This window comes from Serratia sp. CY52157 (genome assembly GCF_052168495.1).
Classification (GTDB): Bacteria; Pseudomonadota; Gammaproteobacteria; order Enterobacterales; family Enterobacteriaceae; genus Serratia; species Serratia ureilytica.
On the sequence record NZ_JBJNMO010000005.1, the window covers coordinates 308,443 to 327,675 of the forward strand.

A 19,233-nucleotide genomic window follows, 5' to 3' on the forward strand; every position below is an offset into this window, starting at 1 on the left:
GTTTCACTCTTGATTGGAGGATAACTTGTCAGACGGCGCCGTCAGCGACGTCTGGAATCGGTTGTGCTGCAGCACCGGCATCTGCACACGAATATTTTTCAGGCTTGCGGCGTCCACGCGCACCTTCAGTGCCGCCACGGCGTCCGGGTTCTCGGCCAGTACCTTGCCCCAGCCGTCGACGGCCAGCGTGTGGCCCCAGGTGCGACGGGTCGGCCCGTGGCGCCCCACCTGCGCCGGCGCCAGGATCATGCACTGGTTCTCGATCGCTCGGGCGCGCAGCAGGATTTCCCAATGCGCCTCGCCGGTTACCCGCGTAAAGGCCGCCGGCACCGAAATCAGTTCGGCGCCCTGCGCCCGCAGCGCCTGGAACAGCGCGGGGAAGCGCAGATCGTAGCATATGGTCATGCCCAAACGCCCGACCGGCGTATCCACCACCGTCAGGTGCTGCCCATGCTGGTAGGTATCCGACTCGCGGTAATGGCCGTGCGCGTCGTTGATGTCCACATCGAACATGTGCAGCTTGTCGTAGCGGGCGCGGATCTCGCCCTGCTCGTCGAACAACAGGCTGCTGGTGGTGATAAGCTCCGGGTTCTCACGGCTGACGAGCGGCATCGAGCCCACCAGCAACCACACGCCATAGCGGCGCGCCAGTTCGCGCACCGCATTCTGCAGCGGGCCATCGCCCTGTTTTTCCGCCTGTTGGCGGTAGGCTGCGGAGTTGGCGAACAGCAGCGCGTTCTCCGGCGTCATGACCAGTTTTACCCCGGCATTGAGCTGCTTAATCTGCTGTTCAATCTGGGCCAGGTTATCGCGCACCTGATCGCCACTGCACAACTGCAACAACGCAACGTTAGCATTCCTCATGACGCCTTATCCTCCTTTGACTTACGCTGTACCTCATTGATCTTCGGCTGGTCGAGATCGCCGCCGATATGGTAGCGAATCAGCGAAATCTTGCTCCACAGCGGCCCCAGCACCTGCGAGGCGGCGAACACCGCCGCGCCGACGATCGGGTTAACGACAAACGCCGTGGCCACGCCGACGGTCGCTGAAATCGCCGGCGCCACCACCGCTTCCATATCGATGCGGCGGCGCGCCAAATCGATCTGGCCGCTCATAGCAATATCCGCCGCCAAGCCATCGATCAATAGATTATCAGTATGCATTATGCCATCTTTCAGCCAGGCGGTACTGCGGATGGAATCAAAGTAGAAGCCTTTGCCGAAGGTATCGCTGAAGTCGAACTGCAGCTTGCGCAGCAAAGCGTCGAAGCTGACCAGCCGCAGCAGCTGACCGGCGCGGCCGCCGCCCATGCTGTCGATCTCGCCCTTGCCCATTTTGACCTGCAACGCGCCGCTCAACGTATCGACCCGCGGCTGCCACGGCGTGCCATGCCAGTACAGATCAAAATCCACGTCGTAAGGCGCCCCTTTGAGCGGAATGGTGATGCCAAAGAAGGCGGCGGTTTCATCAATCTTGCCGCCGAGCAGCTTGCCTTTCAGCGAGCTGCGCTCTTCCTGCGCGTTTTGTTTCCACAGGCCGGTGGCGGTCATGCGCCCTTGGCCGGTATCGACCAGGCCGTGATCCAGCGTCAGAGTATCGCCCCGATTAGTCAGATCCGCCTCGACCTTGCCGAGGTTCTGCCCCAGTACCCAGCACGACTTGCAGCGCAACATCAGCGAAGGCCAGTCGCGGAAGGAAACTTTTTCGGTCGACGGCGGTGGCGTGCCCGCCGCGTTTTTCGTCTCTGCGAACTGCGGGTTGTAATACAGATAATTGATATCGGCGCGCCACGGCCCGCGATCGGCCACCCGCAGGCTGCCGTCCACTTCGTCGCTCTTGGCGCTCACGAGGGTAGCGCCAAGCTGTTTCTCGGCCGACAGCGTCAGCTTATGCCAGGCCTGGCCGCCCAACAGCAACTGCGGCGTGGTCAGCGCCACGGTGGTGGGGAAGCTGAAACCGCCCACCTGGCCGCTGCCGCCGCCCTGTTTCAGCGCCGGCGCGAGCAGCGCCAGCCACTGCTCACCGTCCAGCGCCGGCAGATTCAGCGTCATCGACTTGCCGGCCGGCAGCGGCGGCGTGCCGCCCCCGTTGGTTTGCCAGGCAGCGCGCGCCAGATTCACCTGTTTTTTATCGAAGTTCCATTCACTGTTGAAACGGTTCTGTTTGCCCGCGCTACCGGTCAACATGAAGCCGTTCAAACCGCCTTTGACCTTGACGTTCACCGGCAGCGCCTCTCCTGGTGCCTTGTCCAGCGGCGAAGGTAAGTGACTGCTCACTTTCTTCAAATCCGCGTCGAGACCGATATCGTAGCTGGCCGAACCTTGGTGCGGCAGCGTGATGGCCACCTGGCTCTGCCAGGGCGCGCTGCCGCTGAGCGCATCGGCGGCCTCTTTCGGCAGGCCGGGGAACTTGCCCGGCTGCCAGTCTCCTTTCAGACCAACGTTGACCTTGTAGTCACGCTCGCCTTCCTGCGTAGTGAAGTTGACCGCCACCGGTTGCCCGAACCAGTTGGCCGACAGGGTGTCGCTCTCCAGATTGCCGTTGTTGAAACGGAATTTGCCGCTGAGCTTCTGCAGCTCGCTTTCCAGCGGTTTTATCAGCAACGAATTATTGTTCAGCGCCACTTCACCGGTGGCTTTGACCTGCTCGCCGTCCAGCGGGATATCCAGATGTAAGCGCCCACTGACATCGCCGCCAATTTGCAGCTGCTCCAGCGCCGCCCCCAGCGAATCGTGCAACGGCGTCTGCATAAAGTAGTCATGCACATCGCTGCCCGCGCCGGCCACGTCGGCGTCAATCAGCAGCCGCTCTTTCAGGTAATCCGGGATCACCGCGCTGATATTTTTACCCGCCACCTTGCCCAACCGGGTTTGCGGCGCATGCATCCACAGCCCCTCGTTGGCGAAATCGAGATCGATCGCCAAATCGGTCAGCGCCGGCCAGCCCGGTTGGAACTGGAAGGTGGCATGGCGCAGCGGTACGAAGACTTCGAACTGTCCTTCGTTTTTGCGATACGGGAAGTGCTGCGGATCGCCGGAATAAATCAGCGTGGCGTTATCCACCTGGCCGCCCTGAATGGCGCCGCTCAGGTAGTCCACCAGATGCTTGCCCATCAACGGTTCCGGGAAATAGCGCCAGGCGTCGGCGCCGTCATACAGGCGGATGCCCGCCAGGATGTTCAGCCACGGATCGCCCTTGGCCGGCTGCTGATAACGGAAATCGCCGTTGACCCACAGCGACTTCGCCTTGACGTCCAGCCCCTGGCTCGCCAGTTCCCAGCCCTGATCGTTGTAACGCCAGGTCAGCGCGCCACGCGCGCTGCTGATTTCAAGCGGCGCGCGGAACATGTCGCCGTAAGGCAGAGTGCTGTCGGTGAGCCCCAGCGTCAGGCGGCCGTTCTCCACCCCGCCGCTCAACGCCCCGGAGAAGTGGTTAACGCCCGGCAGCAGTTCCCAACGCTGCCAGCTGACATCGCGCCACAGCGCCTGGAAACGGCTCTTTTCCGGCTGCTTGAGCGGAATGTCCAGCGCCAGCGCTTCCAATTGCCCCTGCGGCTGCAGATCGTTCCAGCGGTCGAGCACGTCCGGGCTGAGGAAGGAGAAGGTCGGCAACAGCGCCGACAGACGCTCCAGCTGAATATCAGTCGCGCGCACACGCAGTTCTTCATTCTGCGCCGGCCCCATGAATTCGGTGTTTTCCGGCAGCCACAGCGCGGAAAGCCCGCCCTGCGGCCAGGCCTGGCCGTCGGTGCTCAACCGCAGTTGCGGCACGTCGAGCTGCCAACCGGTGCCCTGGCGGCGCAGCGACAGCGCCAGATTATCCACGTCCAGCCGGTGCTGCGCGGCGCCGGTGTCCCAGTTGGCCGCCCCCTGCTTGAGCAACGCATTGCCGCCGGCGATCTGGCCGTTCTGCACCTGCAGCCAGGCCGCCAGGCTGAAGTCGGCGCTTTCCAGCCCGGTGTTGGCGCGCAGCCAGCGGGTAAACCAGGGTTTCATATCGATGTTATCGGCCTGCAGGTAGACCGTGCCGGTATCCAGCAGGCCCTGATTATCGTGCAGGTCCATGCGCAGCTGCACCACGCCGTGTTGGCCGTTCAGCGTAGACAGACTGATCTGCCCCTCGGCGCGGTGGCGATCGCGGCCGTTGAGCCAGGTCAGCTGAGGAATGTCGAATTCGGCGCGCGCGCCGGCGGGCGTCAGGAACGAGATACGGCTGTCGCGCAAATCGAAGTGATCGAGCTGGCGCAGCATCAGATCGCTGATCTTGCCCGGCTCAAGGCCTTCGCCCTGCTGGTCGCCGCCCAGCGTGGCGTTCAAGTCGAGGCGGAATTGGTAGAAGGTCAGATCGCGGAACTGCCAGCGCCAGTGCAGCAGCGACTGCCACACGTCCAACGCCAGCGTCACGCGCTCGATATGCACATCGCTTTTGGGCAGCGTAGCGCTCAGGTTGCGCATTTCAAGCTGCGGGCCGAACGTTTCCCAGCTGCCCTGCACGAAATCCATCCGCACGGGCACGCCGGACAGTTTCTCCACCTGCGCCAGCAGTTGGGGGCGGTAGTCGTTCAGCTTCGGCAGCATCAGGCGCAGCCCGCTGATCAGCAGCGCCACAATCACAATTAGGGTGGCGCCTGTTGCTAACAGAATCCCAGGCAGTCGCCTCACGCAGTTCTCCTTGCTCCGCTGCCTGGCAACGGGAATATCTATGCACTGACGGGCCCGGCGTGCCGGGCCCCTACCGATGTCGGGCGGGCTACATCATGACGACGTCGAACTGCTCCTGGCTGTACAACGGTTCGATCTGCACCTTCACCTGTTTGCCGACGAAGATCTCCACTTCGGCCAGCGCGTGCGACTCTTCGCTCTTCAGCGCTTCGCCGACCGCCGCGGAGGCGTACACCAGGAAGCGATCGGAATCGTAGGCGTGATGCACGCGCACAATTTCGCGCAGGATCTCGTAGCACACGGTTTCCACCGTTTTCACGGTGCCGCGCCCATTGCAAGTAGGACAATCGTGACAGAGCACATGTTCAATGCTTTCACGCGTTCGTTTACGCGTCATTTCAACTAAGCCTAGCTGAGAGAAGCCGTTGATCGTGGTTTTTACCCGATCTTTACTCAACGCCTGCTCCAGCGAGTGCAGCACCCGGCGGCGATGCTCTTCGTTGTTCATATCGATGAAGTCGATAATGATGATGCCGCCCAGGTTGCGCAGCCGCAGCTGGCGGGCAATGGCCTGCGTCGCCTCGATGTTGGTATTGAAGATGGTTTCATCGAGGTTGCGGTGGCCGACGAAGGCGCCGGTGTTGATGTCGACGGTGGTCATCGCCTCGGTCTGATCGATGATCAGATAACCGCCGGACTTCAGCTCCACCTTGCGCTCCAGCGCGCGCTGGATCTCGTTTTCCACATCGTACAGATCGAAAATCGGTTGGCTGCCGGTATACAGCTCCAGCTTGCGGGTGATGTCCGGGATATACTCGCCGGTAAACTCCACCAGCAGATCGTGCGTCAACCGCGAATCGACGCGAATGCGATCCAGCGCCGCGCCGGCGAAGTCGCGCAGGATGCGCTGCGCCAGCGCCAGCTCGCCGTACAGCTTGTATTTGGTCTGGTTGCGCTTCTTGCGCTCCATCACCTTGGTCCACAGGCGTTTGAGGAACGCCGCGTCCTGCGCCAGCTCCTCCTCGCCGATGCCCTCCGCCGCGGTGCGGATGATAAAACCGCCCAGCTCGTCGCAGTGCGGCGCAACGATGGACTTCAGGCGTTCACGCTCGGCTTCGCTTTCAATACGCTGCGACACACCGACGTGCGCCGCGCCCGGCATGAAGACCAGATAGCGCGAAGGCAGCGTAATGTCGGTAGTCAGACGCGCGCCCTTGGTGCCGAGCGGATCTTTCACCACCTGCACCATCAGGTCTTGCCCCTGGCGCACCAGCTCGGCGATGTCGCGCACGTGGAAGTTTTTCCGCTCGTCGCCGGCGACGCATTCGGTATGCGGCATGATGTCGGAGGCGTGCAGGAAGGCGGCCTTGTCCAGGCCGATGTCGACGAACGCCGCCTGCATCCCCGGCAGGACGCGGCTGACGCGCCCTTTATAGATATTGCCGACGATGCCGCGTTTGGATTCGCGTTCGATATGAATCTCTTGCAGAATGCCGCCATCGATATAGGCGACCCGCGTTTCAGACGGTGTGATATTAACCAGTAGCTCAGCTGTCATGCCTTCTCCTCAGAGCCGGTCGATAATGGCAGCGCCCATCAACCGGTTCTTACATCACGTAATGCGACAAAATTACTGAGCAGCTCATGTGTTTCGACCAGTGGCAGACCGACCACCGCGTGATAACTCCCGGTTATCGTTCTGACGAAACAACCACCCTTTCCTTGAATGCCGTAGGCGCCCGCTTTATCCATCGGTTCGCCCGTAGCAATATAGTCGCGGATATCCTGTTGCGACAGGCTGCGGAACGTCACGTCGGTCACCACCAGCTGGCAACGCACGTCTTGGCGATCGGCGATCGCCACCGCCGTCATCACCTGATGCTGTTTGCCCGACAGGGCCGCCAGCATCTGTGCCGCATGGGCTTCGTCGCGCGGCTTCTCCAGCACCCGGCCGTTGAGCACCACGATGGTGTCGGCGCCCAGCACCGGCCGATCTTCCTGCGCCAGCGCCACGCCCGCTTTGGCCTTGTCCTGCGCCAGGCGGCGCACATAGGCTTCTGCGGCTTCGCCTTCCCGGCGCTGCTCTTCGGTATGCGTCAACAGGATGTCGAACGATACGCCCAGCAGGGTCAGCAGTTCACGTCGACGTGGGGAGCCGGAGGCCAGATAAAGCGAAGTCATTGAGATACCCTTACTGTACGGCGAACTGACGGCGGATTTTGCGCATCAACAGGAATAACCACGGCCACAAAATGCCGTTTACCACACTACTCCAGAACACCTCTGGGCGGAAAGAGACGTTGATCACTAAAAACTCAGCCCAGAACACCACCACGTCCATCGACAGCGACAGCAGCACGACGATCAGCGCCTGTTGCCACAGCGCCATATTGCGGAACAGTTGGAATTTGAACGCCACCAGGTAGGCGATGATGCCCAGCGCCAGCGCGCGTACGCCCAGCGTGGAGCCGAGGATCAGATCCATGATCAACCCCAGCACGAAACCGGTGCCGACGTTGACGCGGTGCGGCAAGGCCATCACCCAGTAAATGAGGATCAGCACCAGCCACGAAGGCCGGAACATGTAGATCTGTTCCGGCCACGGCATGATTTGCAGCACCAACGCCACCAGGAACGACAGCCAGATGATCCAGCGCCCGTGGCTGCGGTAACTGTTCATTGCACCACTCCCGCCGCGGCAGGCTGGGCTGGAGGCTGGGCAGACGCCGGAGCGACGGTTTGCGGCGCCACGCCGGTGGCCGGCGCCGGCAGCTGCGGCCCGACCGAACCGGCAGGCGGCAACACCTGCGGCATCATCTGCATCAGGCGCTCATTGGCCACGCGGTGAACTTCGTCCGGCGGCAACGGCATGTCGCCGTTGCGATCGGCGCCCCACAGCAGCAGCAGGTAGCGCAAGCGCTGCAGACCGGCGGTCGGCCGTGCCTGAATCACAGTGTAAGCGCGTTGATTGTCGACCTTGACCGAAGAGACTACCGCCACCGGATACCCTTCCGGGAAACGGCCGCCGAGGCCGGAGGTCACCAGCACGTCGCCAACGCGGATATCGGTATTGTTCGGCAGGTGTTCCAGCTGCAGATCGTCGGCGCAGCCGCTGCCTGCGGCGATCACCCGAATATCGTTGCGCAGCACCTGAATCGGCAACGCGTGCGAGGCATCGCAGATCAGCAGCACGCGGCTGGTCACCTTCGCCACCGCCACGACCTGGCCAACTACGCCCTTGTCACTGATCACCGGCTGGCCTTCATAGACGCCGTTATCCGACCCTTTGTCGATAACGACCTGGTCGCTATACGGATCGGAACCGGTGGAGATCACCTGGGTGACCATCTTGTGTTCGTCCTGGCGCAGCGGGGAACCCAGCAGCTCGCGCAAGCGGGCGTTTTCCTGCTTGAATTGGCCAAGAAGAAGAATATCGCTGTTTTTCAGCAGCAGTTCCTGCCGCAGAGCTCGGTTTTCCAGCTCCAGCTGTTGGCGGGTGGCCAGCGTTTCCGACACGCTGTCCAAAACTTTACGCGGCCCGTTGGCCAGAAAATAGAAAGGGCTGACTGCGGTGTCCATGTAGTTACGTATCTTCACGAACGTGCCGAGCCGGCTGTCGGCAACGATCAGGCCAATGGCCGCGATCACCGCCAAAAAAAGTCGCAGTTGCAGGGAAGGCCCCCTGCTAAAAATCGGCTTCATAAATTATGCGAGTTCCTCGACAACAGAAAGAGGAACCGTACCCGATTTTCGCTGTGCGCATTCATCCGATACGATTCCTCCTTCCAGGGGCTGACTATTCTTCGCTGAACAAATCGCCGCCGTGCATGTCGATCATTTCCAACGCCTTGCCGCCGCCGCGCGCCACGCAGGTCAGCGGATCTTCCGCCACCACGACCGGGATGCCGGTTTCTTCCATCAGCAGGCGATCGAGGTTGCGCAGCAACGCGCCGCCGCCGGTCAAGACCATGCCGCGTTCGGAAATGTCGGAGGCCAATTCTGGCGGGCACTGCTCCAGCGCAACCATCACCGCGCTGACGATGCCGGTCAGCGGCTCTTGCAGGGCTTCGAGGATTTCATTGGAGTTCAGGGTAAAGCCGCGCGGTACGCCTTCAGCCAGGTTACGGCCGCGCACTTCGATTTCGCGCACTTCGTCGCCCGGATAGGCAGAACCGATTTCGTGCTTGATGCGCTCTGCGGTGGCTTCGCCGATCAGCGAGCCATAGTTGCGGCGCACATAATTGATGATGGCTTCATCGAAACGGTCACCGCCGATGCGCACGGAAGAGGAGTACACCACGCCGTTCAGCGAGATCACCGCCACTTCAGTGGTACCGCCACCGATATCCACCACCATGGAGCCGGTCGCTTCGGAAACCGGCAAACCTGCGCCGATCGCCGCCGCCATCGGCTCTTCAATCAGGAACACTTCACGCGCGCCGGCCCCTTGGGCGGACTCGCGGATAGCGCGGCGTTCAACCTGGGTTGCGCCGACCGGCACACAGACCAGCACGCGCGGGCTTGGGCGCATAAAGCTGTTGCTGTGAACCTGTTTGATAAAGTGCTGCAGCATTTTTTCGGTCACGAAGAAGTCGGCGATCACGCCGTCTTTCATCGGGCGAATAGCCGCGATGTTGCCGGGGGTGCGGCCCAGCATCTGTTTGGCGTCATGACCGACGGCCGCTACGCTCTTTGGGGAGCCGGCACGATCCTGGCGAATGGCAACCACCGAAGGTTCATTCAGTACGATGCCTTGCCCTTTAACATAAATCAGGGTATTGGCGGTACCCAAGTCGATGGACAAGTCGTTGGAAAACATGCCACGAAATTTCTTAAACATAACGAAAGGATAATCCTGCAAGCTGGGGGCGGAAAATAAAATCCGCCTACTTTACCAACCACACGAAGCAGCGACAAGGCGCAAAAACGTTCTACTTCGGTGAAAAATAGTCTGTATTGTTTCTGCTCGAATGCACGGAAATTGGATGAGGCCTGAATTCCCTGAACAAAGGCTCAGTTTACCACCCTGTCAACGCACGAAACGGCGTAACACAGCTCATAAAATCTAACATATTCCCTGATTGCCGCCGGTGGTAAGCACCTACCAACGTCAACCAGATAAAGGCAGACAAGAGCCTATCTCAAATAGGCGTTGTTGTCGCAGGCAGTTTGGAAAAAACTCCAAAAAGACGGTAACGAGGCCCAGATGGATCCGGTCCTCATTCTACGTCAATTTTTGTCCGTCAATCAGCTTAAACACGATAACGACGTGAATATTTTTTACGCCCCACGTCGATCGGTTCCGGCGACGCGAAAAAGTCGCCCTGCCCGCCATGGATCCCACGCTCTTTCAGCGTCTGCCATTCGTTGCGCGTACGTACGCTGGCAGCGAACACCTGAGCGCGCGTGCCCGCGCAGGCGCCGGTCAGGCTCTGCACGAACAGTTGGTTTTCGTCCCGCTTATCGATACTCCGCACCAACCCCGGGTGGAGCTTGACGATCTCCACCTGCAACGACTTGATATAGGACGTACTGACCACGGTTAACCCCGCTTTGGACACCGCCAGGCGGCAACCCAGCCCTGACAGCAACCTCAGCACCGGACGCAAACGGTCGATATGTTGACACACATCTGCCTCCGCAAGTTCAATCAGAATTCGTCGACGCTGACTTTTTTCGCACTGCAACAGCGTATCGCGCAGCCAGCGTTGGAAAGAGCGCTGCAAAATCGAGTCCACGCACAGCGGGAACGCCAGCGTTTCTTCAGGCCACTGCGCCAGCAACGGGATGATGCGGCTCACCTGTTGGCGATCGTAACTCTCCGCCAACCCCAATTGCTCCACCAGCGGCATATATTCCGCCGGCAGCAATTCCTGGGCGCCGTCATAAATTCGGCTCATGATCTCGCGGTGGTGCACCTCGCCTTCCACGGTCACCGCCGGTTTCTGATACAGCCGCGGGCCGCCGCGCGCCAGCACCTGTTCCAGCAGCGTGCGCCACTTGACGCTGCCGCGCCCCTTTTCCGGCACCTGGCTGTCGTACACGTACCAACCGTTTTCGCCCTGCAGCGTAGCGTGCCGCGTCGCCTGCTCCGCGTAATCGATCACCTGCTCCGTGGTCTGGCCGCTGCGGTACGCCACGATGCCGATGTGCAGGAAAGCCTCACGGTCGATCATCGCCGTGGAAGGCAAGGCATCGATGGCGTTGACCAGCTGTGAGGCGATGCCGTCGGCCTCCTTCAGCGTGCGATGCGGCAGCAAGACGGTAAAATCGCTGTGAAAATAGCGCGCCAGCAGCGCCGACGGATAGCGCATCACGAAGGTAGACAGCAGATTGACCAGCGAATACATCAGCTCCTGCACCGCCACGCTGCCGTGCGTGTCGCGCAGGGTCTCGAAATCGGGCAGCCGCACCATCATCACGATGCCGTGCGAGCCTTCCTCTTCCAGCTGAGTGGTCAATTGGTTATCGAAGAACAGGCGATTGTTCAGCCCGGTTTTGGCGTCCTGCGCCGCGAAGGCGCGGATCAGCGTATCGACCCGGCTGCGCTCCTCCCGGGCTTCCGCCAGATCGGCCAGCAGGCGGTCGAGCGCCCCGCTGACGTTGGCCGGCCATTCGCGCACGTCGCCCTGCATGACGTTTTCGCGCTCGCCGTTCAGAATGCGCCGCGCGCGGCGCTCCAGACGATCCTCGCCGTCGGCCTGTTCACGCAGCCAGCGCAGGCTGAACAGCAAAATCACCACCATAACGACGATCGACAGCGTGACGGCGGCCGTGGATTGCAACGTGCGCACATCGCTGGCGAAGGGATCGAGGTAGGTGATTTGCAGCGTACTGCCCGGGTGCTGCAACAGCGGCCGCGAGACCTGACGATAGCCGTTCAGCGCATCCCAAGGCTCTTTTTTCGCCGTCGGCAATTTATAGTCGAGGAGCTTGCTGGCGCCGGCCTCTACGCGGATCGACACAATGCCGAGCGGGCGCATGACAATCGGCAACCATTTCTCCTGATCGCGCGGCGACTCGCGCAACATGGCTTGATCGAGAGACGTGACCAGCGAATCAAAGCGACGCTCCTGGCGATCCTGGGTAACGTAAAAGAAGCTGTATGAGCATCCCATCAGCATCAAAAACATCGCCAGCGCGACCAACAGAGTGATCAATGCAGAGAGTTTGGTGGTAAATCGCATCCCTGTGCCTTGTCCGCTATGGTTAAGTGAGTGTTCACCCTTTAGCTAAAAGGGGCCGTCCAACCCTAACAAGCCTTGCTGAGGAATTAAACCTGCAAGCGCCGTTTTTGTCCTTTATCAGGACTTGGGCCGCTTATTATGCATATAGTCAAATAAATGTGATTCAGCCATTGATAGAAAAGTGTAAACGAGAGGAAGAGTGACATGCGTGCACTGTTATTGGAACAACAAGACGACCAAACTCTGGCTCATATCAAAGATATCGGCAGCGATCGGTTGCCGGAAGGCGATGTTACCGTCGACATCAACTGGTCCAGCCTGAACTACAAGGATGCGCTGGCGATCACCGGGAAAGGCAAGATCGTGCGTCATTTCCCGATGGTGCCGGGCATCGACTTCGCCGGCACCGTGCGCCACAGCGGTGACGCTCGCTTTAAAGAGGGGCAAAGCGTGGTGCTCACCGGTTGGGGCGTGGGTGAACACCACTGGGGCGGCCTGGCCGAGCAGGCCCGCGTCTCCGGCGAGTGGCTGGTGCCGCTGCCGAACGGCCTGGATGAGCGCAAGGCGATGATCATCGGCACCGCCGGCTTTACCGCCATGCTGTGCGTGATGGCGCTGGAGGAAGGCGGGGTACACCCGGACGACGGCGATATCCTGGTTACCGGCGCCAGCGGCGGCGTGGGCAGCACCGCCATCGCCCTGTTGGCGGCGCTGGGGTACCGGGTGACCGCCATCAGCGGCCGCGACAGCAATACCGACTACCTGAAAGCGCTCGGCGCCAAAGAGGTGATGTCGCGCGATGGCTATATCGACACGCCGCGTCCGCTGGAGAAACAGCTGTGGGCCGGCGCGGTGGACACCGTCGGCGACAAACTGCTGGCCCGGGTGCTGGCGCAGATGAACTATAACGGCACCGTCGCCGCCTGCGGCCTGGCCGGCGGCTATCAGTTGCCGACCACCGTGATGCCGTTCATTCTGCGCAATGTGCGCCTGCAAGGGGTGGACTCGGTGCATACGCCGCTGCATCGCCGCCAAACCGCCTGGGAACGGCTGGCCGGCATTCTGCCGGACAGTTTCTATCAGCAAGCCACGCACGAAATCACCCTCGAACAGGCGCCGGCCACCGCCGCCGCGCTGCTGAACAACCAAATCACCGGCCGCACTCTGGTGAAAATCCGCTGACGGACTCCCCCCGGCGACGGGGGGCTCACCGGCGTCTGCGAAATTTCATATTTTCCCGCGTCCCCTCGCTTCCGGCCGGCTTTAGCGCCATGCTTATTTCATGGAGCCCCGTTAACCGCTCGCGGGCGGCGGGCATCAGTCGCGGAGAACATAAGCATGAACAAACACCCCAAATTGACCGAGGCCGACGTCACGCCGGAGAGCGTATTCCACCAGCGGCGCAAAGTGCTGCAGGCGCTCGGCATCACCGCCGCCACGCTGGCGCTGCCTACCGGCGCGCAGGCGGACCTGCTGTCGTGGTTCAAAGGCAACGATCGTCCCAAAGCGCCGCCGGGCAAAGCGCTGGAATTCAGCAAACCGGCCGCCTGGCAGGCGCAACTGGCGATGACGCCGGAAGACAAGGTCACCGGCTACAACAACTTCTATGAGTTCGGCCTCGACAAGGCCGATCCGGCCGCCAACGCCGGCGGGCTGAAGACCGAAGGCTGGAAAGTGCGCATCGACGGCGAAGTGGCGAAGCCGATAACGCTGGATATCGACGATCTGATGAAGCGTTTCCCGCTGGAGCAGCGCATTTATCGCATGCGCTGCGTCGAGGCCTGGTCGATGGTGGTGCCGTGGATCGGTTTCGAGCTGGGCAAGCTTCTCAAGCTGGCCGAGCCGAACGGCAGCGCGCGCTACGTGGCCTTCCAGACGCTGTACGATCCGGAACAGATGCCCGGCCAGAAAGATCGCTTTATCGGCGGCGGCCTGAAATATCCCTACGTCGAAGGGCTGCGGCTGGACGAGGCGATGCATCCGCTGGCGCTGCTGACCGTCGGCGTGTACGGCAAAACCCTGCCGCCGCAAAACGGCGCGCCGCTGCGGTTGATTACGCCGTGGAAATACGGCTTCAAAGGCATCAAGTCGATCGTGCATATCCGTTTGGTGCGCGATCAGCCGCCGACCACCTGGAACCAATCTGCGCCGAACGAGTACGGTTTTTACGCCAACGTGAATCCGCACGTCGATCATCCGCGCTGGTCGCAGGCCACCGAGCGTTTCATCGGCGCCGGCGGCATACTCGACGTCAAACGCCAACCGACGCTGCTGTTTAACGGCTATGCCGATCAGGTGGCGTCGCTGTATCACGGCATGGACCTGCGGGAGAATTTCTAAGTGCGCCTGACGCCTGTTCATATCAAATGGCTGAAAGCCGCCCTGCATCTGGCGGCGTTTTTACCCTTTCTCTGGCTGGTATTGGCGGTGGATCAGGGCTGGTTCAGCGCCGATCCGTCCAAGGACATTCAGCATTTTACCGGCCGGATGACGCTGAAACTGCTGCTGGCCACGCTGGCTATCGCCCCGCTGGCGCGCTACGCCCGGCAACCGCTGCTGATCCGCTGCCGCCGCCTGGTCGGGCTGTGGTGCTTTGCCTGGGGCACGTTGCACCTGATAAGCTACTCCACGCTGGAACTGGGGCTGAGCAATCTCGGCCTGCTGGGCAGCGAGCTGGTGAATCGCCCGTATCTGACGCTCGGCATCCTCACCTGGCTGATCCTGCTGGCGCTGGCGGCCACCTCGACGCTGTGGGCGATGCGCAAACTGGGCGCCAAATGGCAAACGTTGCACAACTTCGTCTATCTGGCGGCGATCCTCGCGCCCATCCACTATCTGTGGTCGGTCAAAACGTTTTCACCCCAGCCGTTCATTTACGCGCTGTTGGCGGTGGCGCTGTTGGGCCTGCGTTACAAGAAATTCCGCGCCTGGTGGCGCTGAATCGCGCGGCGGCGCGTGGGATTGCCGCTGAAAAACGCGCGCCGCCGGCGGGAACTTTTTTTGTGTTCCAGCGCTCATATTCCTGTCACGGCTCCCCGAGTTCGTCGATTTGGGGTTGAATATCTTCGCTGATAAGACCAGTATTTAGCTGCGAATTGCTACGATATCGTTATAATGCCCGACCTTGTTTCTGTTCTCAGGGTGAATTTGCCCCTTAACAGGTGACAAATCGGTAACATCGGGTTATTTTCTACGATGATGGTTTTATTGCCGGAGATACCAGCACAATGGCGGATAAGTTTCACATTTTGCTTCTGAACGGCCCCAATCTCAATCTGCTGGGGACGCGTGAGCCGGAGAAGTACGGCAGCACGACGCTGACAGAGATTGTTAACGGATTGGAAAACCAGGCATCCGCATTGGATATTACCCTGAGCCATCTGCAGTCCAACGCCGAGCATCAGCTGATCGATCGCATCCATCAGGCGCGCGGCAATACCGATTTCATTCTGATAAATCCGGCGGCGTTCACGCATACCAGCGTGGCGCTGCGCGATGCGTTGCTGGCGGTGCAGATCCCGTTCATCGAGATCCACCTGTCCAACGTGCACGCCCGCGAACCTTTCCGCCATCACTCTTATCTCTCAGACGTAGCGGTAGGCGTGATTTGCGGCCTCGGCGCGGATGGCTACGCTTTCGCTTTACAGGCAGCGGTTAACCGTCTGTCGAAAACCCACTAATTGCTCCACAAAAAGAGTACGGAATCACACTCATGGATATTCGTAAAATCAAGAAACTGATCGAACTGGTTGAAGAATCAGGCATTTCTGAACTGGAAATCTCTGAAGGCGAAGAATCGGTTCGCATCAGCCGTGCCGCACCGGCGCAGGCTTATCCCGTCATGCAGCAGGCCTACGCGATGCCGGCACAGCAGCAGCCAGCCCTGGCTAACGCCGTTGCCACCGCGCCTGCGGCAGAAACCCCTGCAGCACCGGCGGCCGTGAGTGGCCACGTCGTTCGTTCCCCAATGGTAGGCACCTTCTACCGCACCCCAAGCCCGGACGCGAAAGCCTTCGTGGAAGTGGGCCAGAAAGTGAACGCCGGCGATACCCTGTGCATCGTTGAAGCCATGAAAATGATGAACCAGATCGAAGCGGACAAGTCCGGCGTCGTGAAAGCCATCCTGGTGGAAAACGGCCAGCCGGTCGAATATGACGAGCCGCTGGTCGTCATCGAATAACGAGGCGCCCCCATGCTTGATAAAATTGTTATCGCCAACCGCGGCGAGATCGCGCTTCGCATCCTGCGTGCCTGTAAAGAACTGGGCATCAAGACCGTTGCGGTTCACTCCGCGGCCGACCGCGATCTGAAACACGTTCTGCTGGCCGACGAGACCGTCTGCATCGGTCCTGCGCCATCGGTAAAAAGCTATCTGAACATCCCGGCCATCATCTCGGCGGCGGAAATCACCGGCGCAGTGGCGATCCACCCGGGCTACGGCTTCCTGTCCGAGAACGCCGACTTCGCCGAGCAGGTTGAACGCTCCGGTTTCATCTTCATCGGCCCGAAAGCCGAAACCATCCGCCTGATGGGCGACAAGGTTTCCGCGATCAACGCCATGAAAAAAGCCGGCGTGCCATGCGTGCCGGGCTCCGACGGCCCGCTGACCGATGACATGGATAAAAACCGTGCCTTCGCCAAGCGCATCGGTTATCCGGTGATCATCAAGGCCTCCGGCGGCGGCGGCGGCCGCGGCATGCGCGTCGTGCGCAGCGACAAAGACCTTGAGCAGTCCATCAACATGACGAAAGCGGAAGCCAAAGCGGCTTTCAACAACGACATGGTGTACATGGAAAAATACCTGGAGAATCCGCGTCACATCGAGATTCAGGTATTGGCCGACGGCCAGGGCAACGCCATCTATCTGGCCGAGCGCGACTGCTCCATGCAGCGTCGCCACCAGAAAGTGGTCGAAGAAGCGCCGGCGCCGGGCATCACCAGCGAAATGCGCCGCTACATCGGCGAGCGCTGCTCGAAAGCCTGTGTGGAAATCGGCTATCGCGGTGCGGGCACCTTCGAGTTCCTGTATGAAAACGGCGAGTTCTATTTCATCGAAATGAACACCCGTATTCAGGTAGAGCACCCGGTTACCGAAATGATCACCGGCGTGGATCTGATCAAAGAGCAGCTGCGCATCGCTGCCGGTCAGCCGCTGTCGATCAAACAGGAAGAAGTGAAGATCCACGGCCATGCGGTAGAATGCCGCATCAACGCCGAAGATCCGAACACCTTCCTGCCGAGCCCGGGCAAGATCACCCGCTTCCACGCGCCAGGCGGTTTCGGCGTGCGTTGGGAATCTCATATCTACGCCGGTTATACCGTACCGCCGTACTATGACTCCATGATCGGCAAACTGATCACCTACGGCGAAAACCGTGACGTGGCGATTGCCCGCATGAAAAACGCCCTGGCTGAACTGATCATCGACGGCATCAAAACCAACGTTGAGCTGCAGCAGAAGATCATGAACGACGAAAACTTCCAGCACGGTGGCACCAACATCCACTATCTGGAGAAGAAGCTGGGTCTGCAGGAAACCTAAGCAGGCACGCAGCATCGTCTGACGAAAGGCCGGTTAATCACCGGCCTTTTTCTTTGGCGCTGACGCCAGTAACGGCTTGGCAAAACGCCGTCATGCCGTAAAATTCCCTACCTTTGATGAATCCATCACCGTAAACCTATGGGAGACACGGATGGACAAACGCTTTATTCAGGCGCACCGCGAAGCGCGCTGGGCGCTGGGGCTGACGCTGCTCTACCTGCTGGCCTGGGGGCTGGCGGCCTACCTGCCGGACAGCGCCATCGGCGTCACCGGCCTGCCGCACTGGTTCGAAATGGCCTGCCTGCTGGTGCCGCTGCTGTTCATCGGCCTGTGCTGGCTGATGGTGCGCACGGTGTTCCGCGACATTTCGCTGGAGGACAGCGATGCAAACTGAAGTGATCCTGCCGCTGGTCGCCTACCTGTTGCTGGTGTTCGGCCTGTCGGTGTATGCCTATCGCCGCCGTCAGAACGGAAATTTCCTCAGCGAATACTTCCTCGGCAACCGCTCGATGGGCGGCTTTGTGCTGGCGATGACCTTGACCGCCACCTACATCAGCGCCAGTTCGTTTATCGGCGGGCCCGGCGCCGCCTACAAATACGGCCTGGGCTGGGTACTGCTGGCGATGATCCAACTGCCGGCGGTGTGGCTGTCGCTCGGCGTGCTGGGCAAGAAATTCGCCATCCTGGCGCGGCGCTACAACGCCATTACCCTCAATGACATGCTGTATGGCCGCTACCAAAGCCGCCTGTTGGTGTGGCTGGCCAGCCTCAGCCTGCTGGTGGCGTTCCTCGGCGCCATGACGGTGCAGTTCATCGGCGGCGCCCGCCTGTTGGAGACCGCCGCCGGCATTCCTTATGACACCGGCCTGCTGATCTTCGGCATCAGCATCGCGCTGTACACCGCCTTCGGCGGCTTCCGCGCCAGCGTGTTGAACGACGCCATGCAGGGGCTGGTGATGCTGCTTGGCACCGTGCTGCTGCTGGTGGCGGTGATCCATGCCGCCGGCGGACTGGACAGCGCAGTAAGCAAACTGCAGCAGATCGATCCGGCGCTGGTGTCGCCGCAGGGCGGCGATCAGATCCTCAGCCTGCCGTTTATGGCGTCATTCTGGATCCTGGTGTGCTTCGGGGTGATCGGCCTGCCGCACACCGCCGTGCGCTGCATCTCCTACAAGGACAGCAAGGCGGTGCATCGCGGCATTCTGCTCGGCACCGTGGTGGTGGCGGTGCTGATGTTCGGCATGCACTTGGCCGGCGCGCTCGGCCGCGCGGTATTGCCCGATCTCAAGATCCCCGATCAGGTGATCCCAACGCTGATGATCACCGTGCTGCCGCCGTACGCCGCCGGGATCTTTTTGGCGGCGCCGATGGCGGCGATCATGTCGACCATCAACGCCCAACTGCTGCAATCCTCCGCCACCATCATCAAGGATCTCTACCTGGGCGTGCGGCCGCAGCAGATCCACAACGAGCGATTGATCAAGCGCTTCTCCAGCCTGACCACGCTGATCCTCGGTCTGCTGGTGCTGCTGGCGGCCTGGCGGCCGCCTGAGATGATCATCTGGCTCAACCTGCTGGCTTTCGGCGGGCTGGAGGCGGTCTTCCTGTGGCCGCTGGTGCTGGGCCTGTATTGGGAACGCGCCAATGCACAGGGAGCGCTTAGCTCAATGGTGTCGGGTGCGGTATGCTATACGCTATTGGCCAGCTTCAACCTGCAACCGGCGGGGCTGCACCCTATCGTGCCTTCGCTGTTGCTCAGCCTGTTGGCGTTTTATCTCGGTAACGTCGTCGGCGAAAAGCGCCGGGCGGCGTCATCATTACCCTCTTGAAGAGAATTGCT

Annotated in this window: 16 protein-coding genes; 8 read left to right on the forward strand and 8 right to left on the reverse strand. The window is 60.8% G+C overall.

What is annotated here, in order from left to right:
- Positions 1-3: 3 nt before the first annotated feature.
- From nit1 to csrD, 8 genes are all read right to left on the reverse strand, one after another.
- Positions 4-864, reverse strand: coding sequence for a deaminated glutathione amidase (nit1, locus tag ACJ8IP_RS18150; RefSeq protein ID WP_089192296.1), 861 nt, complete (start codon positions 862-864; stop codon positions 4-6).
- Positions 861-4,664 carry an AsmA2 domain-containing protein YhdP gene (gene yhdP / locus ACJ8IP_RS18155; protein WP_442524482.1) on the reverse strand — a complete coding sequence of 1,268 codons (3,804 nt, stop codon included), beginning with the start codon at positions 4,662-4,664 and terminating at the stop codon, positions 861-863. Before yhdP ends, nit1 begins: the two co-directional genes overlap by 4 nt.
- An 88-nt stretch (positions 4,665-4,752) precedes the next feature.
- Positions 4,753-6,222, reverse strand: a complete 1,470-nt coding sequence (gene rng, locus ACJ8IP_RS18160) for a ribonuclease G (RefSeq protein WP_019453170.1) — start codon at positions 6,220-6,222, stop codon at positions 4,753-4,755.
- A gap of 38 nt (positions 6,223-6,260) precedes the next feature.
- The gene (locus ACJ8IP_RS18165; protein ID WP_033644452.1) at positions 6,261-6,845 is read right to left on the reverse strand and encodes a Maf family protein; all 585 of its coding nucleotides are present in this window, start codon (positions 6,843-6,845) and stop codon (positions 6,261-6,263) included.
- A gap of 10 nt (positions 6,846-6,855) precedes the next feature.
- Positions 6,856-7,344, reverse strand: a complete 489-nt coding sequence (mreD, locus tag ACJ8IP_RS18170) for a rod shape-determining protein MreD (RefSeq protein WP_004936918.1) — start codon at positions 7,342-7,344, stop codon at positions 6,856-6,858.
- On the reverse strand, positions 7,341-8,366 hold the full coding sequence (mreC, locus tag ACJ8IP_RS18175; RefSeq protein ID WP_033644451.1) for a rod shape-determining protein MreC: 1,026 nt from the start codon (positions 8,364-8,366) through the stop codon (positions 7,341-7,343). The genes mreD and mreC overlap by 4 nt, the downstream gene beginning before the upstream one ends.
- Positions 8,367-8,460: 94 nt before the next feature.
- On the reverse strand, positions 8,461-9,504 hold the full coding sequence (gene mreB / locus ACJ8IP_RS18180) for a rod shape-determining protein MreB (protein ID WP_003855260.1): 1,044 nt from the start codon (positions 9,502-9,504) through the stop codon (positions 8,461-8,463).
- A gap of 412 nt (positions 9,505-9,916) precedes the next feature.
- The gene (csrD, locus tag ACJ8IP_RS18185; RefSeq protein ID WP_033644450.1) at positions 9,917-11,851 is read right to left on the reverse strand and encodes an RNase E specificity factor CsrD; all 1,935 of its coding nucleotides are present in this window, start codon (positions 11,849-11,851) and stop codon (positions 9,917-9,919) included.
- 204 nt (positions 11,852-12,055) lie between these two features.
- Here csrD and acuI point away from each other — a divergent pair, with 204 nt between their 5' ends.
- The 8 genes from acuI to panF all read left to right on the forward strand — a co-directional run bounded on the left by acuI (position 12,056) and on the right by panF (position 19,222).
- Positions 12,056-13,033, forward strand: coding sequence for an acrylyl-CoA reductase (NADPH) (gene acuI, locus ACJ8IP_RS18190; RefSeq protein WP_033644448.1), 978 nt, complete (start codon positions 12,056-12,058; stop codon positions 13,031-13,033).
- 156 nt (positions 13,034-13,189) lie between these two features.
- Positions 13,190-14,191: a protein-methionine-sulfoxide reductase catalytic subunit MsrP gene (gene msrP / locus ACJ8IP_RS18195; protein ID WP_147838563.1), complete on the forward strand. Its 1,002-nt coding sequence runs from the start codon at positions 13,190-13,192 to the stop codon at positions 14,189-14,191.
- Entirely contained in the window at positions 14,192-14,791 is a 600-nt protein-coding gene (gene msrQ / locus ACJ8IP_RS18200) for a protein-methionine-sulfoxide reductase heme-binding subunit MsrQ (protein WP_016930241.1), read from the forward strand.
- A 287-nt stretch (positions 14,792-15,078) separates the two neighbouring features.
- Positions 15,079-15,531 carry a type II 3-dehydroquinate dehydratase gene (gene aroQ / locus ACJ8IP_RS18205; RefSeq protein WP_004936891.1) on the forward strand — a complete coding sequence of 151 codons (453 nt, stop codon included), beginning with the start codon at positions 15,079-15,081 and terminating at the stop codon, positions 15,529-15,531.
- A 32-nt stretch (positions 15,532-15,563) separates the two neighbouring features.
- Positions 15,564-16,031: an acetyl-CoA carboxylase biotin carboxyl carrier protein gene (gene accB / locus ACJ8IP_RS18210; RefSeq protein WP_033636178.1), complete on the forward strand. Its 468-nt coding sequence runs from the start codon at positions 15,564-15,566 to the stop codon at positions 16,029-16,031.
- A 12-nt stretch (positions 16,032-16,043) separates the two neighbouring features.
- Positions 16,044-17,393: an acetyl-CoA carboxylase biotin carboxylase subunit gene (gene accC, locus ACJ8IP_RS18215; protein ID WP_033651233.1), complete on the forward strand. Its 1,350-nt coding sequence runs from the start codon at positions 16,044-16,046 to the stop codon at positions 17,391-17,393.
- Between the two features lie 151 nt (positions 17,394-17,544).
- Complete coding sequence (locus ACJ8IP_RS18220; RefSeq protein ID WP_033644445.1) at positions 17,545-17,787, forward strand: YhdT family protein; 243 nt, start codon at positions 17,545-17,547, stop codon at positions 17,785-17,787.
- Positions 17,777-19,222 carry a sodium/pantothenate symporter gene (gene panF / locus ACJ8IP_RS18225; RefSeq protein ID WP_004936863.1) on the forward strand — a complete coding sequence of 482 codons (1,446 nt, stop codon included), beginning with the start codon at positions 17,777-17,779 and terminating at the stop codon, positions 19,220-19,222. Before ACJ8IP_RS18220 ends, panF begins: the two co-directional genes overlap by 11 nt.
- Positions 19,223-19,233: the final 11 nt, after the last annotated feature.